Annotated in this window: 11 protein-coding genes; 4 read left to right on the top strand and 7 right to left on the bottom strand. The window is 53.6% G+C overall.

Features of this window, described 5'->3' with window-relative positions; genetic code table 11:
• The 3 genes from hpsE to hypF form a co-directional block, all read right to left on the bottom strand.
• A complete protein-coding gene (hpsE, locus tag AC0QHF_RS24690) occupies positions 1–1017 on the bottom strand; it encodes a hormogonium polysaccharide biosynthesis glycosyltransferase HpsE (RefSeq protein ID WP_324706923.1) in 1017 nt (338 codons plus the stop codon).
• 282 nt (positions 1018–1299) lie between these two features.
• The gene (locus AC0QHF_RS24685; protein WP_324706922.1) at positions 1300–3126 is read right to left on the bottom strand and encodes an ABC transporter ATP-binding protein; all 1827 of its coding nucleotides are present in this window, start codon (positions 3124–3126) and stop codon (positions 1300–1302) included.
• 48 nt (positions 3127–3174) lie between these two features.
• Complete coding sequence (gene hypF, locus AC0QHF_RS24680; protein ID WP_324706921.1) at positions 3175–5592, bottom strand: carbamoyltransferase HypF; 2418 nt, start codon at positions 5590–5592, stop codon at positions 3175–3177.
• A 103-nt stretch (positions 5593–5695) separates the two neighbouring features.
• Between hypF and AC0QHF_RS24675 the strand changes: the two genes are divergently transcribed.
• Together AC0QHF_RS24675 and AC0QHF_RS24670 are read left to right on the top strand one after the other, a co-directional pair.
• Positions 5696–7003 carry a pentapeptide repeat-containing protein gene (locus AC0QHF_RS24675; RefSeq protein ID WP_324706920.1) on the top strand — a complete coding sequence of 436 codons (1308 nt, stop codon included), beginning with the start codon at positions 5696–5698 and terminating at the stop codon, positions 7001–7003.
• Between the two features lie 122 nt (positions 7004–7125).
• A complete protein-coding gene (locus AC0QHF_RS24670) occupies positions 7126–7620 on the top strand; it encodes a GNAT family N-acetyltransferase (protein ID WP_324706953.1) in 495 nt (164 codons plus the stop codon).
• Between the two features lie 757 nt (positions 7621–8377).
• Here AC0QHF_RS24670 and galT read toward each other — a convergent pair.
• Positions 8378–9382 (bottom strand): galactose-1-phosphate uridylyltransferase, encoded by a 1005-nt coding sequence (gene galT, locus AC0QHF_RS24665; RefSeq protein ID WP_324706919.1) that lies wholly within the window; start codon positions 9380–9382, stop codon positions 8378–8380.
• Between the two features lie 433 nt (positions 9383–9815).
• Positions 9816–11372: a HEAT repeat domain-containing protein gene (locus AC0QHF_RS24660; protein ID WP_324706918.1), complete on the bottom strand. Its 1557-nt coding sequence runs from the start codon at positions 11370–11372 to the stop codon at positions 9816–9818.
• A 17-nt stretch (positions 11373–11389) separates the two neighbouring features.
• Here AC0QHF_RS24660 and AC0QHF_RS24655 point away from each other — a divergent pair, with 17 nt between their 5' ends.
• On the top strand, positions 11390–11626 hold the full coding sequence (locus tag AC0QHF_RS24655; RefSeq protein ID WP_324706917.1) for a hypothetical protein: 237 nt from the start codon (positions 11390–11392) through the stop codon (positions 11624–11626).
• Positions 11627–11802: 176 nt separating this feature from the next.
• Positions 11803–12219, top strand: coding sequence for a hypothetical protein (locus tag AC0QHF_RS24650; protein ID WP_324706916.1), 417 nt, complete (start codon positions 11803–11805; stop codon positions 12217–12219).
• On the opposite strand, the gene AC0QHF_RS24645 is transcribed toward AC0QHF_RS24650, so the two are convergent.
• Together AC0QHF_RS24645 and AC0QHF_RS24640 are read right to left on the bottom strand one after the other, a co-directional pair.
• Entirely contained in the window at positions 12191–13402 is a 1212-nt protein-coding gene (locus AC0QHF_RS24645) for a DNA cytosine methyltransferase (RefSeq protein WP_324706915.1), read from the bottom strand. The genes AC0QHF_RS24650 and AC0QHF_RS24645 overlap by 29 nt on opposite strands.
• A gap of 112 nt (positions 13403–13514) precedes the next feature.
• A complete protein-coding gene (locus AC0QHF_RS24640) occupies positions 13515–15566 on the bottom strand; it encodes a serine/threonine-protein kinase (RefSeq protein WP_324706914.1) in 2052 nt (683 codons plus the stop codon).
• Positions 15567–15573 lie beyond the last annotated feature (7 nt).

Raw genomic sequence — 15573 nt, 5'->3', positions numbered from 1 at the left:
TTAAATCAATTCATTGTTGTTTCGTAACTTAGACAGTTGCTGGGAGATTGAAACTGAGTCTTTGCCACGGTTAAAGCTTTTTCGATAATGATAAAAAGGGCTGACAATACTTCCCCGTAAAAGCTCGAACTGACATTGCTCGATGACATCCCGATTCAAAGATTTGTGGGTTTTAAAATAGTAGGCAATCAGCTTGCAGCTATCGACCATAAGATAGGCGAGAATGACGAGGAAATGTTGCCATCGGGGGCGGTAAACGGTGCGGGTGGCAAAGCGACTCAAGCCGACCCCATGACAGAGTTTTAACAAATAGGCTTTTTGAAAGCGACTGCTGGGAATGTGGTGCTCGATGATCAGGTCGGGATTGTGCCAAATTTGCCACCCCGCTTTTCTGAGGTAAGACAGGGTTTCGATATCCTCCCCTTTATTGGAGAGAGATTGACCCGAAACGCCGCTGAGTTGGGGACGGTCCGGGACGCATTCCAACCAAGCCCGACGGCGGACGACCATCCCCGCCCCCGCCGGGAACAGCCACCGGTCGAGGAGGTCGTAGCGAAAGGCTTCCGTCCCGCGATCGGAAACCGCCAACAAGCTGGCAATTCGTTCAAAATTTTTGGGGGGCTGCTCGTCGTACTTCCCGAGAATTCTGCCGCCATATCCTCCCGCTTGGGGGTGTTTTTTTCCGAAGTCACAGGCCGCCGCCACCCAGTTGGGATCGGGATAGTTATCGTCGTCGAGAAACCCGATCAATTCCCCAGGGACTTCTCGAATGGCACGACGGCGGGCGTAGGCTAATCCCTGGCGGGGTTCAAAGCAATATTTGAGGGGGACAATTTCGGAAAATCGAGCCTGATACTTTCGGATGATTTCGGCGGTCTGGTCGGTACTGTTATTATCGACGACGATAATTTCCCAACTCAAATTTTCGGTCTTTTCTTGGGTGAGTAAGCGTTCCAGAACGTTGGGCAGACGCGATGCACCGTTGTAGGTGCAAATGACCACTGTTAAATCGAGCATTTTAAGCAAACATCCCCGGTTATAATTTTTGAAAAATGAGACTTTTAGAATAGGCTTTAAGTTGGACGGAAATCCGCGATTCCCTTCGACGCCCATCCCTTCCCGAGGGGTCGAGTCCGAATCGCGACACCGCCGATCGCCGCACAGGCAATGTCTGTAAAATAACCCAAAATCAAGATATTCAATGCTGCTATCGATGATCATCCCGAAATTTTAACAAAATTTGATGCTTTTTCTAAATTCGCTTTAAAAAAGGGGGGGTAATGTAAAGATAAAAGCCGATCAGGTGCCGAGCATCTGCAATTGGTAGAGGCCGGCGTACAGTCCCCCCCGCTGCAGCAGTTCTTCGTGGGAACCGGACTCCACCAGGTGTCCCCGCTGCAAGACGAGGATGCGATCGACATTTTTGATGGTCGAAAGGCGGTGGGCGATGATGATGGCGGTTTTGCCCTCCAAAAGGCGATCGAGGGCCTCCTGAATCAGGGCTTCTGTCATCACGTCCAAATTCGCCGTGGCTTCGTCCAACACCAATATTTTCGGGTTGCGGATGGCGACCCTCGCGAACGCCAAAAGCTGTTTTTGACCGGTGGAAAGGTTGGTGCCCCGCTCCCGCAGTTCGGTATCGTAGCCTTGGGGCAAATTCTCGATAAATTGGGCGACATTCGTTTTTTCCGCCGCCGCCCGGATTTCCTCCATCGAGTAATTTTCACCCAAAGTGATATTACTTTTGACATCCCCGGCGAACAAAAATCCGTCCTGCAAAATCACGCCGACGTGGCGCCTCAACTCCGCCTGACGCAAATCGCGGATGTCGATGCCGTCCACCAAAATTCGCCCGTGGCTGGTTTCGTAGAGGCGACAGAGGAGGCGGATGATCGAACTTTTTCCGGCGCCCGTCGGCCCCACCAAAGCGATTTTTTCGCCGGGACGGATGGTGAAGTCTAAATTGTGGAGGACGTACTCATCCTTTTTGTAGGCGAAATTGACATTTTCAAAGCGAATTTCCCCCACCGCATCGGAGGTGTGAGTCGCCAAAACGCCGGCATTTTCGGCTTCCGGATCGCGGATTTCGATGGGTTCGCCGAGGATGCCTTCGATCCGCTCGATCGCCGTCAAACCCGCCTGAATTGCCGTGAATTTGTCGGCGAATTGTCGCAGGGGATCGAAGAGTCGCTGGGCGAATAAAATAAAGGTGGAAAGGACTCCGAAACTCAGGTCGCCGCCGAACACCTGCCGGCCCCCCACCCACAGCACCGCCGCGATCGCGACCAGGGCGATCCATTCCAGGGTCGCCGATACGGCGGAATCGTAAAAAATGGTGCGATCGACGGCCTGGACGTAGCGGTTATTCGTCGTCCGAAATAACTCGGTATTGTACCGTTCCCGCCGAAATAATTGCACGACTCCGATGCCGATCAAGTTCTCCTGAAGCTGGGCGTTTAAATCGGAGAGTTCCTCCCGGGCTTTATAATTTGCTTTGCGATATTGTTGTTGGAAATAGACGATCACCGCCGTGACCGGGAAGATCGACAGCACCAGCATCAACGCCAATTTCCACTGCATGGTAAACATGGTGACGGCGATGACCAGGATAGAAAATAAATCGCTGATAATCCCGATCGCCCCCGTGGAAAAGACATCCCCCAGCGCATCCACGTCGCTGGTCAGGCGGGTGATCAATTTCCCCACCGGAGTCCGGTCAAAAAATCGCACCGCCAAAGACGTGACGTGCTCGAATAAATCATTCCGAATGTCGGCGGTCATTTTCTGCCCCACCGTCTGCACGACGTACCCCTGCAACGCCTGCAAAATAAACCGCAGGGAAATGGTCAGCAACAATAAAAATGCCAGCAAGTTCAACCCCGCCGACAGGGACAATCCCTCCAAAAATTGATAGGTTGGTTCTTCCCGGATCAGCGAGATCGTCTGTCCGATCAAAATCGGTTGAATCGCCCCGCACAGCGACAGGGGGACGAGCAAAATTAGCGCGATCGCCAATAACTTTTTGTGGCGTTTCGCGTATTCTCGCAGCCGCCAAATCAGCCGCCAGTCCGCCTCCTGGGGACGGCGATCGTGCAATTGTTGGATGGGGGACGATGAAGGTGTCATTGACTGCAATCCGCTCTGAGTATTTCCGGGGTTGGGGATGCACCCCTTTTAATCCGTCCTATAATTTAGCACTTTTTTTGATAACCGGGCGATCGCCATCGCCTGCCCCACCGCCAAGCCGCCGTCGTTGGGGGGAACTTGAGAATGGCAATAAACCGCAACCCCGCCAGACCGCAACCGGGCGATCGTCCGTTCCGACAGATAACGATTTTGGAAACATCCCCCCGTCAACGCCACCGGAATTCCCGGAAATCTCCCCGCCATCGATACGATCGCCTCCGCCAAACTGTTGTGAAACTTCGCGGAAATAAAACCGGCATCTATTTGATTATCCAAATCGGCGATAATTCCCAAAACCATCGGTTTCCAATCCAAGATGAAACTGTCGAAATTTTCGATAACATCCACCGGGTAAAATTCATCCGTCTCGAAATCGGCGATCGCGAATTCCAACCCCATCGCCACCTGCCCTTCAAAGCTGATTGTCTCCCCCAGCCCCACCCAAGCCGCGATCGCATCGAACAGCCGTCCCGCACTCGACGTTTGCGGGGAATTGATATTCCGCCCCAGCATTTGCAGCATCAACTTGAGATCCCGCGATCGCCAAGATTTCAATAATTTTAAATTCCCCCTTTCCAAAAGCTCATCGCCCCACAATTCATACAGCAGCCCCACCGCCGCCCGTCGCGGTTCCAACACCGCCTTATCGCCCCCCGGAAGTCGGAACGTCCGCCAATGTCCGACCCGCTCAAAATCGGTATCCGAAATTAACAGAAACTCGCCCCCCCAAATCGTCCCGTCCAAGCCGTAGCCCGTCCCGTCCCAAGCCACCCCCAGCACCGGCGGCGACAGTTGATTTTCCGCCATTGCAGATAACACATGGGCGTAATGGTGTTGAACCGGAATCACCGGAACTTCCCGATTTTCACGATAAAAAATATCCGCCGATAACTGATATGCGAACTGCGTCGAATAATAATCAGGGTGGGCATCGCAGGCGATACAATCCGGGCGGAAATCGTAAATTTTACTCAAGCTTTCTATTGCTTCTTTAAATGCTTCTATCGCCCGGGGATTCTCCAAATTTCCGATATGTTGACTCAGGAAAACTTGCCCCTCCAACGCCACGGCGACCGTATTTTTTAAGTGTCCCCCGACCGCCAAAATTTTGGATAATTTGCAATCGGAAGCCCCTTGTGATAGAATAAAATCAGATAAGGTATTGTGGCTATTCTCCTGCCAAATGACGGCGGGGAGTGGCGCGTAGCCCCTAGCCCGACGGATGACCGTGACGCGATCGCCAATCACCCGAACCACCGAATCGTCCACCGGGCGGGCGATAGGGCGGTCGTGAACCAGGAAGCGATCGGCGATTTGCCCCAGCCGTTGCAACGCCTCCCCCTCCTCCGTGCAGATGGGTTCGTTGGAGAAATTGCCGCTAGTGGCGACCACCGGAAAACCCAATTCCGCCATCAGCAAATGGTGGAGGGGGGTGTAGGGCAGCATCACCCCCAAATTCGGGTTATTCGGGGCGACTTCCGCCGCCAAAATGGAAGATTCCCCGGATCGCCGCGACAGCAGAACCACGGGAGATTCGGGCGATCGCAACAACTCCTGCTCAGTATCCCACAGGCGGCACTCCCGGCGAACCTGTTCCCAACTCGGATACATCACCGCGAAGGGTTTGTCGGGTCTGTGCTTGCGAATCCGCAGTTGACGCAGCGCCGCCGCATTTCGGGCGTCCGCCAACAACTGAAAGCCGCCCAACCCCTTGAGGGCGACAATTTCGCCCCGGCGGAGGGCGTCCGCCGCCGCCGACACCGCCCGATCGCCCTCGGCCAGAATTTCCCCCCGACGGTCCCAAAACTGCAATTTCGGGCCGCAGACCGGGCAGGCGTTGGGCTGGGCGTGAAAGCGGCGATCGCGGGGGTCGCGGTACTCTGTCTCGCACTGCGGGCACATCCGAAATTTGCCCATCGTCGTGTTGCCGCGATCATAGGGCAGAGTTTTGATGATACTGTAGCGGGGTCCGCAGTTCGTGCAGTTAGTGAACGGGTAGCGGAAGCGGCGGTTTTGGGGGTCAAAAATGTCCCGCAGGCAGTCCGGGCAGGTGGCCAGATCCGGCAGCACCACAGCCGATTTTGAACGGCGATCGCCCGACTCCGAAACCTTGATTTCAAACTCGGAATAGCCGACAATAGGAAGCCAGACCGCCTCCAAAGACCGGATCTGCGATCGCGGCGGCTTTTCCGCTTCGATGCGATATCGGAACCGGTCCAGAACCTCGGCGGCGCCCTCGACTTCCACGAACACCCCCGCCGCGGAATTATTCACCCACCCCGCCAGGTGCAACTCCGTCGCCAGACGGTACACGAAGGGCCGGAACCCCACGCCCTGAACCGCACCCCGAATGGCGAGGCGGAGGCGGCGGGGGTCGGATGGAGAGGATGGGGCAGAAAAAGACATATCGATCGGCGCTTGACGAATGGCTCGGTTCTTCCTTAGTCTAAAGGCATTCCCAACTGATGTGTTCTCAAGAGACGGGATTTTCAATACTCAGGAATTTGCCATGAACTGGCTTCCCAAAAAGGCGGCACTCAACTCCAAATTTCCCATCAAAGGCGTGGCGGCGATCGCGAAAAATCTGCCCGTCCCCAATCCAACCGGCGGCGATCGCGACCCGGAGACACCGCAGCCGAGCCCCAACTTTACCACCCCCCTGGCGATCGCCATTGTAGCCAGTTTGACCCTCTTCGGCATCCTCCTGGGGGTGGCCGCGATAATGAAAAATAACCCATTGGGCGATCGCACCCAGACCGAGTCCGCCCCCGCCCCCGCCGCCGTCCCAGTTCCCACCGCCCTCCAAAAACAGAAATTGCAGCAAAAAACCCTGGAAACCCGCCAGTGTCCCGAGTGCGACCTGAGCAACAGCAATTTCAAGCAGGGCAACCTCGCCGGCGCCTACCTCTGGAAAGCCAACCTCAAAAACGCCGACCTGCGACAATCCTACCTCAAAAACGCCGACCTGCGCGGCGCCAACTTGATCGAAGCCGACCTCGGAAATGCCATCTTAGAACAGAGCAATTTGGGCTACGCCAACCTCTTCCAAGCCCGGTTGGGAAAAGCCAATTTGACCGGGGCGAATTTGTGGCATACAAACTTGAGAGAAGCCCATCTCGCCTACGCCCAACTCGAAGGTGCCGACCTGCGGGGAACCCACTTGGGAAAAGCCGATTTAGCCTCCGCCCAACTCCGAGATGTCAACCTGGGGCGGGCAGAATTGCAGGGGGCAAACCTGGTCTTTGCAGACCTGCGAAATGCCAATTTGAAACAGGCGAATTTGGAAAAAGCAAACCTGCAAGATGCCAACTTGGAAAACGCCAACTTGCAACAGGCGAATTTGGGGGACGCCAGCCTGGAACGGGCCGACCTCGGCGACGCCGATTTGCAGGAGGCGAAACTGTGGGTGACGAGATTAAATGAAGCCAATTTGGACGGGGCGAATTTGCAGAAGGCAACCCTAGGATACGCCAATTTGGAAGGGGCGAGTTTGCGGGAAGCCGACCTGACAGACGCGGTTATGGAAGGCGTCAACCTGGAAAATGCCGACCTCAAAGAAGCCGATTTGGAGGGGGCAAAATTGCAGCGATCGCGACTTTTGGGCGCCTATTTAGAAAAAGCCGATTTGGAAGGAGCAAACCTGGAACAAGCCGACCTGCGGGGGGCATTCCTAAAAAATGCCGACCTCAGAAACGCTTACCTCCAAGGGGCAAACCTGCGGGGTGCGAACCTGCGGGGGGCAAAAATAAAAGGCGCCAACCTCCGAGATGCAGACTTGAAAGGAGCGACATTACCCAACGGAAAAACCGTAGATTGAATGCCAGTCCGGTTGAATCATCTCTCCGCGTCCTCTGTGCCTCTGTGGTAAAATTTTCGGAATTTACGCATTACAAAATAATGATAGAATCTATAAACTCCAAAACGATTAAAAAACCCACCATGTCCTCCCAACTCCACCTCCGTCCCGCCACCCCCGCCGACGTCCCCGCCATCTTTTCCCTCATCCGAGCCCTGGCAGAATACGAAAAACTCTCCCACCAAGTCACCGGCGATGCCGACACCTTGAAACAACACCTCTTCGGAACCCGTCCCTACGCCGAAGTTATCCTCGCCGAATGGGAACAAAAGATAGTCGGATTCGCGTTATTTTTCCCCAACTATTCCACCTTCCTCACCCAACCGGGAATTTACCTCGAAGATCTCTTCGTGCTCCCCGACTACCGGGGACGGGGAATCGGCAAAGCGTTGTTGAGGGAAGTGGCGAAACTGGCGGTATCGAGAGGATGCGGACGCCTGGAGTGGAGTGTGTTGGATTGGAACGAACCCGCGATCGCATTTTACCAGTACATGGGGGCGGCGGTGTTGCCCGACTGGCGAATTTGCCGCGTCACCGGGGAGAGTTTGCGGCAGTTGGGGGATATTCGGGAAGGTTGAGAAATACTATTCCAAATATCAGCAACCTCGCAGTTTGCGAATAATCGCCAAAATTTCACCCCTGCCAGCAAAAGCACCGTAGTAAGCCAAAACGACTGAGTTATAGCTATCCTCAAAATTTTTGTCTTTGGGAACAGAACTGATGTATAGTGTTGTCCTCCCAGTGGATGGCTGAAGTGATACGAGAAAAGATCGTATCCCGCCGGGTTTCATCTTTTCGGGAAGCCGTTGTGGCGATCGCATTTGGCTAATCAGCCGATCGCGCCATCGATATAATATCCTCTATTATAGTATCAATCTCCAAATTATTCAAGAGATTCTGAGTCGGTGACGGCGAGGATGCCCAAACCTCTCCCGTCGGTGTTGCCAGGTGGAACGAACCCGCGATCGCATTTTATAAACAACCCATGCTAAATCAAGACACAACCACCCATCGGTTAATTGAAGGAGACGCGAGAAACCTAAGCTTTATATTGCGACTTGGCGGCAAATTTGGTTCAGGCAGAAGTTGGTATTTTTGCCGATACCAAAATTTCCCTTGAAAAAGCCGCGAATTTTTCGGCTTGATGCGGCGGCGAAAAAGTTGGGAATGGGGGTTGACAAAAACTGTGGAAATGGTAGAATGAGTTTGTCGGGGGCAACTCGCCTATTGACTTGACTTAAAATTCAACACCCCGACAATTAAAGATTGCCCTCACCCCCAGCCCCTCTCCCAATTTTGGGCGAGGGGAGTCAAAACCAAACCGAGGGCTATTATTTAAAAATCGATTTTAACCGATCGCAAAAATTCCGCACTTTCTTCCGGTAAAGAAGTATTGATAAACATCCCGCTGCCCAGTTCAAAACCGGCGGTGAGGGAGACGCGGGGGATGATGGCGATGTACCAGTGAAAATAATCGGTGCGCTGCTCGGCGGTGGGGATGGAGCGGATGGTATAGTTAAAATCCGGATTATTTAGACCGAAATAGAGTTGGGAAAGGACGGTTTTTAACGTGATCGCCAAATTCTCGATTTCCTCGTCGGTGATTTCGTCGAAGGACGAGGCGTGGCGGCGGGGAAAAATCCAGGTGTGGAAGGGGGAGAGGGCGGCGTAGGGGATGAAGGCGACGAAATGTTCTCCCTCGTAAATAATGCGATCGCCCGCTTTCAGTTCGTCCTTGAGGGTGCGGCAAAACAGACATTCCCCCGTATCGTCATAGTAGCGAACCGACTCTTTGCCGCGATCGCGCCACTGGTAGGGGACGATGGGGAGGGCGGCGATTTGGGAGTGGGGATGCTCCAGAGAGGTTCCGGCGCCGCGGCCGTGGTTTTTGAACAGGATGATCGTTTCCACCCGGGGATCGTCCCGCAATTCGCCGTAGCGTTGGCGGTAGATGCGGAGGATGTTGGCGATGTCTTCCGGCGGCATCAAAGCGGTGGTCAAATCGTGGCGGGGATGTTCGACGATCACCTCATGATAGCCGACGCCGGAGAGCGATCGAAAGATGCCGTCGGCTTGGCGGACCCGTTCCCCCACTTTCGAGAGGGCGGGATATTTGTTGCCCACCACCCGCACCCGCCAGCCGCGATCGTCAGCCAGCCGCAGGGTTTCGGCGGAACCCGTCAGGTGTTCGTTTCCGGGGCAGAAGGGGCAGTCTTCCCGGTATTTGGGCGGGCGGGTTCGCTTGCCGTCCGGGGGGGCAAATTCGTGGGGTCGTTTGGCCCGTTCCGTGGCGATGATCACCCAGTCTCGGGTGACTAAGTTTTGTCGCAGTTCAGTCATGGGTGTTTTGAGGATGGGATGGGGGGGGCACCTACCCGAATCGAAAAGGTGGCTCTAGCATACCATTTGGGGCGATCGGGGCGGGAATTTTTACCACAGAGGCACAGAGGACACGGAGGGAGTAGCCGCCTCAATCCTCAATTTTGGGGGTTCTGAGCTGACAAATTTTCACGAATGATTTCACACTGCTATAGCAACTGACAAGGCGATCGGAACACTCTATGTCCAACCGAGTCCACGCAAGCGTGGACTTTTGCTGTGAGCCTTGAAATTGATTTCAAGGCGGGTTCGTTCGGAGACGGTTCCTCGAAAAAAAACGGGTTGGATATCCGCACCGCTTGGGAATCAATTTCCGAGGGCGCAAGCCAGGGGCTCCGACTCGCTCAAATTATCTGAAAATGATGTGTATAACTGTTATAAACTCTGCAACGATTTAACTTTCATTAATCGTCGCATCCCAGAGCGCATCGATGCCATGTCCGATAGATTCCGAGTCCGAGTTGCGATCGAGCCATTCGAGGATTTGGTGGCGGACGGCATCAGAGTTTTTACCCCATTGACCCAGAGTCCCGGCAGCACTCCCCCGCACAGATGAGTCCTCATCTTTCAAGGATGGGAGCAGGGCCGTTACGACTCTCTCCGAACCTTGACCTACTCGACCCAGAACCCCAGCAGCGCTCCCCCGCACCAATGAGTCATCATCCTGCTGCAAGGATTGAAGCAGGGCCGTCACCACCGCCTCCGAACCTTGACCCAATTCACCCAGAGCCTCAGCAGCGCTCCCCCGCACAAATGAGTCATCATCCTGCCGCAAGGATTGGAGCAGGGCCGTCACCACCGCCTCCGAACCTTGACCCAATTCACCCAGAGCAAGAGCAGCCCTCCACCGCACAAATGAGTCTTCATCCTGCCGCAAGGATTGGAGCACGGCCGTCACCACCGCCTCCGAATCTTGACCCAATTCACCCAGAGCAAGAGCGGCGGCTCCCCGCACAGATGAGCCTTCATCCTGCTGCAAGGATTGGAGCACGGCCGTCACCACCGCCTCCGAACTTTGACCCAATTGACCCAGAGCAACAGCAGCGGACTTCCGCACATCTGAGTCTTCATCCCGCAAAGATTGGAGCACAGCCGTCACCACCACCTCCGAACCTGGACTCAATTCACCCAGAGCAAGAGCGGCGGCTCCCCGAACAGATGAGCCTTCATCCTGCTGCAAGGATTGGAGCAGGGCCGTCACCACTGTCTCCGAACTTTGACCCAATTCACCCAGAGCAAGAGCGGCGCGCTCCCGCACAGATGAGTCTTCATCCCGCAAGGATTGGAGCACGGCCGTCACCACTGTCTCCGAGCCTGGACTCAATTCACCCAGAGCAAGAGCAGCAGACATCCGCACATCTGAGTCTTCATCCTGCTGCCAAGATTGGAGCACGGCCGTCACTACCGCCTCCGAACCTTGACCCAACTTACCCAAAGCAAAAGCAGCAGACATCCGCACAGATGAGTCTTCATCCCGCAAGGATTGGAGCACGGTCCTCACCACCGCCTCCGAACCTTGACCCACTTCACCCAGAGCAGAAGCAGCGTTCCCCCGCATTAATGAGTCTTCATCCCGCAAAGATTGCAAGAGTTCGGCAATAACGACTTCTTTTTCTCCCAGTTCGGCTCGATATTTTCGCAATCGATCTTCTTCGATACTTTCCGATCGCGCCTTCAGCAGTTCCAATGCCTGCTCCTGAAAATCCGTTTCTGAGAAACTGCGAAGAACTTGAAACACCTGTTCGCGAACTTTCCGACCCACTCGCTCGTCCGTTTGAACCTCCAACGCCACCAACTGCGTCAAAATCTCCTCCCCCGAACGGCTATCGGCAGCGTCGAGATTTTGGGGATCTTCCGCCAGAGAGTACCCCGCAAGTAACAGATCTCGGTGCAACCATTTTTCGTATCTGTCGCCCCACTTTTGTCCGTTTGGCTTCGTCGGTAATTTCATCGAGTCCGTCCCATCAAATGAGCGATCGCCCGCAACCCGCCTCGTCTCGGCCGTTCCACGTCATTTTTCTGGAATGTCGCCGGGACGCGATCGCTGGCGCCTTTTCAAACTATATCCGCAACTTTACCAATTGCCAATTCTACCACCTGTCCCGTTGTTGGGCTTTGGCCCCAGCCAGAGGCGCTAAAGCGCAACACCGGAAAATGTGCGATCGTCCGATAGATTCCGAGTCCGAGTTGCGATCGTCGATGTGACTGATAGTCCGTAGACTTATCGTCAACAAAGAGTCATGATGAGTTGATGGAAAAGTCGAAAGCCAAAATTTTAAGAGCCTTTGGTTTACTGATGAGACAGCATAGAATAGCTGCTGGTTTCTCTCAAGAAGAACTGGGCTTACGTTGTCACCTCGATCGAACATATATATCGGGAATTGGCAGATAGAATTTTAGAATTTTATGATTATAAAGATGTGATTGAAAATCGAAAAAGACCGGCTCATGAATTGGTTATCGACCATCGTTTTCCGATGGAGCGTTGGGATAAAATCGAATCCAATCATGATGTCAACATGAACGAAGCAGAAATTAAAAGAAAGTTTCAGCTTCTCAAAAAAGATAGTTCTGGAAATCATAATTTACTAAAATCGAGAAGTTGTGAAAGATGTATTAAAACTGGCAAAAGAGGCGAACCGATGGGAATCCGCTTCTGGTATTCTGGTGGAGAGGACTGGCTCGAAAACATTCCGCAATTTGGAGCCGAAGCAGAAGCCGGTTGCGTCGGTTGCGGTTGGTATGATTTTGAGTCATGGCGTAACGCTCTCAATGCAACGTTAGCTGAACGTCAGTAAACAGCTTTTCAGAGACGACAAAACTGCGATCGTTTGTAACGATCGCATTTAAGCATGGGATGAGTGCATAAGCAATACATTCGGCCAGACGTGGAGGTACAGCATTTCCGATTTGCCACATTGCTTTTTTCATCGTTCCCTCAAAAATAAAAGAGTCCGGAAATGTCTGCAATCGAGCCATTTCGCGTGCCGAAATAACCCGATTTAGATGGGGATGAATGTGAGTGCCACCGTGATTTTCTTTGATGGTCATACTGGGTTTTCCCGGATACTGTCGCTTGAAGGCATCAACATAGGTTTGATACAAAGAGCCTCCCGGAGGGACTTTTGATATCCGTTCCATATATTCGGGAGAATGACGAGTCCATTCATGGTTGATACTTGGAATGGGTTCGTAAGCTGGCAGATCGGAAATTGCCGATTCAATCGGCTTATACTGTTCGGGCAGTAATTGAGGATTTGGATAAGGATTCTGCATTTCAAATCGATTGGCTATAAAAATAGTTCTCGGTCGAATTTGTGGAACGCCGTAGGCCGCAGATTCAAGTATTGCAACTGAAACGTTTGTGTAACCGATCGCTTCAAAAGCTTCAAAAATAGTCTGTTTAATTCGTCCTTTTTTCAGGGTCAAGATTCCCGGAACGTTTTCCATGACGACATACCAGGGACGAACTTCGGAAACAATGCGAATAAATTCTTTAAATAAATGATTGCGAGGATCGTTTGGATCGCGCTTTCCGGCAACAGAAAATCCTTGGCACGGCGGGCCGCCAACCACGAGATGAACAGAAGGAGAACCAATTTGGGAAAGCCACTCGCGAGTCTGGAACTCCTTTATATCTCCGCAGAAATGATGACTATTTGGAAAATTTCTCTTATGAGTTGCCGAGGCAATTGGGTTAATTTCTGCGCTGGCTACCGGATTAAAACCGGCCTGTGAAAAGCCTTGGGTAATCCCCCCTGCGCCACAAAATAAGTCGATAAAATTATAAGTTTTAATTGGCTTTATTTCGGCATTAATATCGACAGAGATCTGGTGGGGATCGCGCCTCGTTGTCGCGAGTTCACGCTGAATTTTTTCGTAACGCCCTAACTTGGCTTTTTTATGTTTCCTAACACTGTTATCTTTTGGCTCATCTGGGAATAAGGATAATTGTAAGTCCATCACTTGAAAAACAAACATCTACACGGCTATATCGTGACAGATAGCCTACAAAATGTCAAGGCTTAATCGACAATGTTGCAAAGTTCAAAGTCCCCCTTTCAAAGGGGGATAATGGTGGATTTTTATCAAATCAATCCGCAACCTGCCAAACTTCAATCGTCTTGTCCGGATTGCCGCTGGCTAAAAATCGTCCGTCCGGAGAAAAAGCGATCGCGTAAATTCCCGAGGAATGTCCCCGCAAAGTGGCGATCGCATCTCCGGTTTCCAGATCCCACAATTTCACCGCGTCGTCATCCCCGCCGCTGGCCAAAGTTCGCCCGTCCGGACTCACCGCCAACGCTTTGACGGACTCCGAATGTCCCCGCAAAGTCGCGATCGCTTCTTTTGTCTTCACGTCCCACAATTTCACCGTGCGATCGTCGCTGGCGGTGGCGAGGGTTTTTCCGTCCCGGCTGAAGGCGATCGCGTTGACGGTTTTATCGTGGGATAACAGCGTCGAAACCGCTTCCAGGCGCTCCAAATCCCACAGTTTGACCGTGTTATCCCCGGCACCGCTGGCGAGGGTGTTTCCATCCGGAGAAAAGGCGACGGTGAGCACGTCCCGTTTGTGTCCTTTCAGGGTCGTAATCGCCTCGTTGGTTTCCAGATCCCACAGCGTAATCGTATCGTCCTTGGAACTGCTGGCGAGGGTGTTTCCGTCGGGAGAAAAGGCGAGGCTGAGAACGTCCCCTTTGTGCCCTTCCAAGGTGGCGATAGTTTCCTTCGTTTCCACATCCCAAAGTTTGATGGTTTTGTCGGAACTGCCGCTGGCGATAACCGTCCCGTCGGGGGAGAAGGCGACGGAATAAACGACGGATTCATGTCCGGGTAAGGTGGCGAGGTGTTCAAAAGTTTCCATATTCCACAGCCGCACGGTGCGATCGCTGCTACCGCTGGCGAGGATTTTGCCGTCGGGACTCGCCGCCACCGTCATCACCCGGGAATCGTGTCCCGCCAGGGTTTCCCCCAACCGCGCCTGATTCCACGCCACGGCGGGGGCCAGCCAATTCGTCCCCGCCGGCGAGAAACGCTTCAGCAGCCAACTGCCGCCGAATCCCAACAGCAATAATGCCACCCCCGCGATCGCGATTTTTTTCAACGGTCGGCGGCGGGGTGACACCATGAACGGCGGTGCGGCGGGAGAGACGGCGGGGAGGGGGTGGGGGGAGGAGTTGAGGTCCCCCAAAACGGCAGCGGCGGCGGAATAGCGATTTTCGAGATCTTTTTGCAGGAGGCGATCGAGAATTTGCCCCAATTCCGGACTGACGGGGGTTTTCAGGTGGTCCCGCCAGTGCGTCGTCCAGCCGTAACCCCGTTCGGTCCACAATTCAAAAGGTTCGATTCCTGTTAACAGGTAAAAGCAGGTGACACCCAAACTGTAGAGGTCGCTGGCGGGGCACGCTTCGCCGCCGCGCATCTGTTCCAAAGCCGCGTAACCGTCGGAACCGACTCGGGTTCCTCGGCTATTGATTATTACGGTTTCCGAGAGTTGTTTGGAGACGCCGAAATCGATCAAAACCAGATCGCCGATGGTGGTGGTTTGGGTGGCGGTGCGATCTTGAATTAAAGTGTTTTGATTGGCGGCGGCGGTGTGGCGGTCGCGCAGCGGTTGCGGCAGGCGATCGCGGTGGATGATATTCTCGGGTTTGATATCCCGGTGGATGATGTCGCGACTGTGGATGAAGTCGAGGACGGGAAGTAAGTTTAATAGCAGTTGGCGAACTTGCATTTCGTTCCAAAGTCCCCGTTTTTCCACCCATGCGGCGAGGTTTTCTCCGTCGATATACTGCTGCACCAAATACAGGCTGTTATCCTCCTCGAAATAGCCGTAAAGTGCTGGGATTTGCGGGTTTCCGTCCAGTTGTCGCAGTCGTTTGGCTTCCGACTCAAACAGGTCGGCGGCTTTTTGCAGGGCCCAATTTCCCTTGGCGTCGGCGACCAGTTGTTTGACGACGCAGCGGCGATTGAGGTTGTCGGTATCTTCCGCCAAATAGGTGCGGCTGAACCCGCCTTTTCCGAGGGGTTCGAGGATGCGGTAACGTCCCCGCAGCAGGGGAATGAGGGGGGTGTTGCAGGTCCGGCAGGATTCGATCCCGTCCGGGTTGAGGGGGTGGGGACAGTTGGGGTTGAGGCAGCAAGTCATGGCGATC

The organism is Lyngbya sp. CCY1209, assembly GCF_055795065.1.
Note: the sequence above shows the minus strand (reverse complement) of the source record. Positions and strands in the feature narration are given on the sequence as shown.

What these genes read in the sequence shown, in the direction of transcription:
- AC0QHF_RS24675 (WP_324706920.1), top strand. Translation starts at nt 5,696, where the DNA reads ATGAACTGGCTTCCCAAAAAGGCGGCACTCAACTCCAAATTTCCCATC.
- AC0QHF_RS24685 (WP_324706922.1), bottom strand. Translation starts at nt 3,126, where the DNA reads ATGACACCTTCATCGTCCCCCATCCAACAATTGCACGATCGCCGTCCC.
- hpsE (WP_324706923.1), bottom strand. Translation starts at nt 1,017, where the DNA reads ATGCTCGATTTAACAGTGGTCATTTGCACCTACAACGGTGCATCGCGT.
- hypF (WP_324706921.1), bottom strand. Translation starts at nt 5,592, where the DNA reads ATGTCTTTTTCTGCCCCATCCTCTCCATCCGACCCCCGCCGCCTCCGC.
- AC0QHF_RS24640 (WP_324706914.1), bottom strand. Translation starts at nt 15,566, where the DNA reads ATGACTTGCTGCCTCAACCCCAACTGTCCCCACCCCCTCAACCCGGAC.
- AC0QHF_RS24660 (WP_324706918.1), bottom strand. Translation starts at nt 11,372, where the DNA reads ATGAAATTACCGACGAAGCCAAACGGACAAAAGTGGGGCGACAGATAC.
- AC0QHF_RS24670 (WP_324706953.1), top strand. Translation starts at nt 7,126, where the DNA reads ATGTCCTCCCAACTCCACCTCCGTCCCGCCACCCCCGCCGACGTCCCC.
- AC0QHF_RS24645 (WP_324706915.1), bottom strand. Translation starts at nt 13,402, where the DNA reads ATGTTTGTTTTTCAAGTGATGGACTTACAATTATCCTTATTCCCAGAT.
- galT (WP_324706919.1), bottom strand. Translation starts at nt 9,382, where the DNA reads ATGACTGAACTGCGACAAAACTTAGTCACCCGAGACTGGGTGATCATC.
- AC0QHF_RS24655 (WP_324706917.1), top strand. Translation starts at nt 11,390, where the DNA reads ATGAGCGATCGCCCGCAACCCGCCTCGTCTCGGCCGTTCCACGTCATT.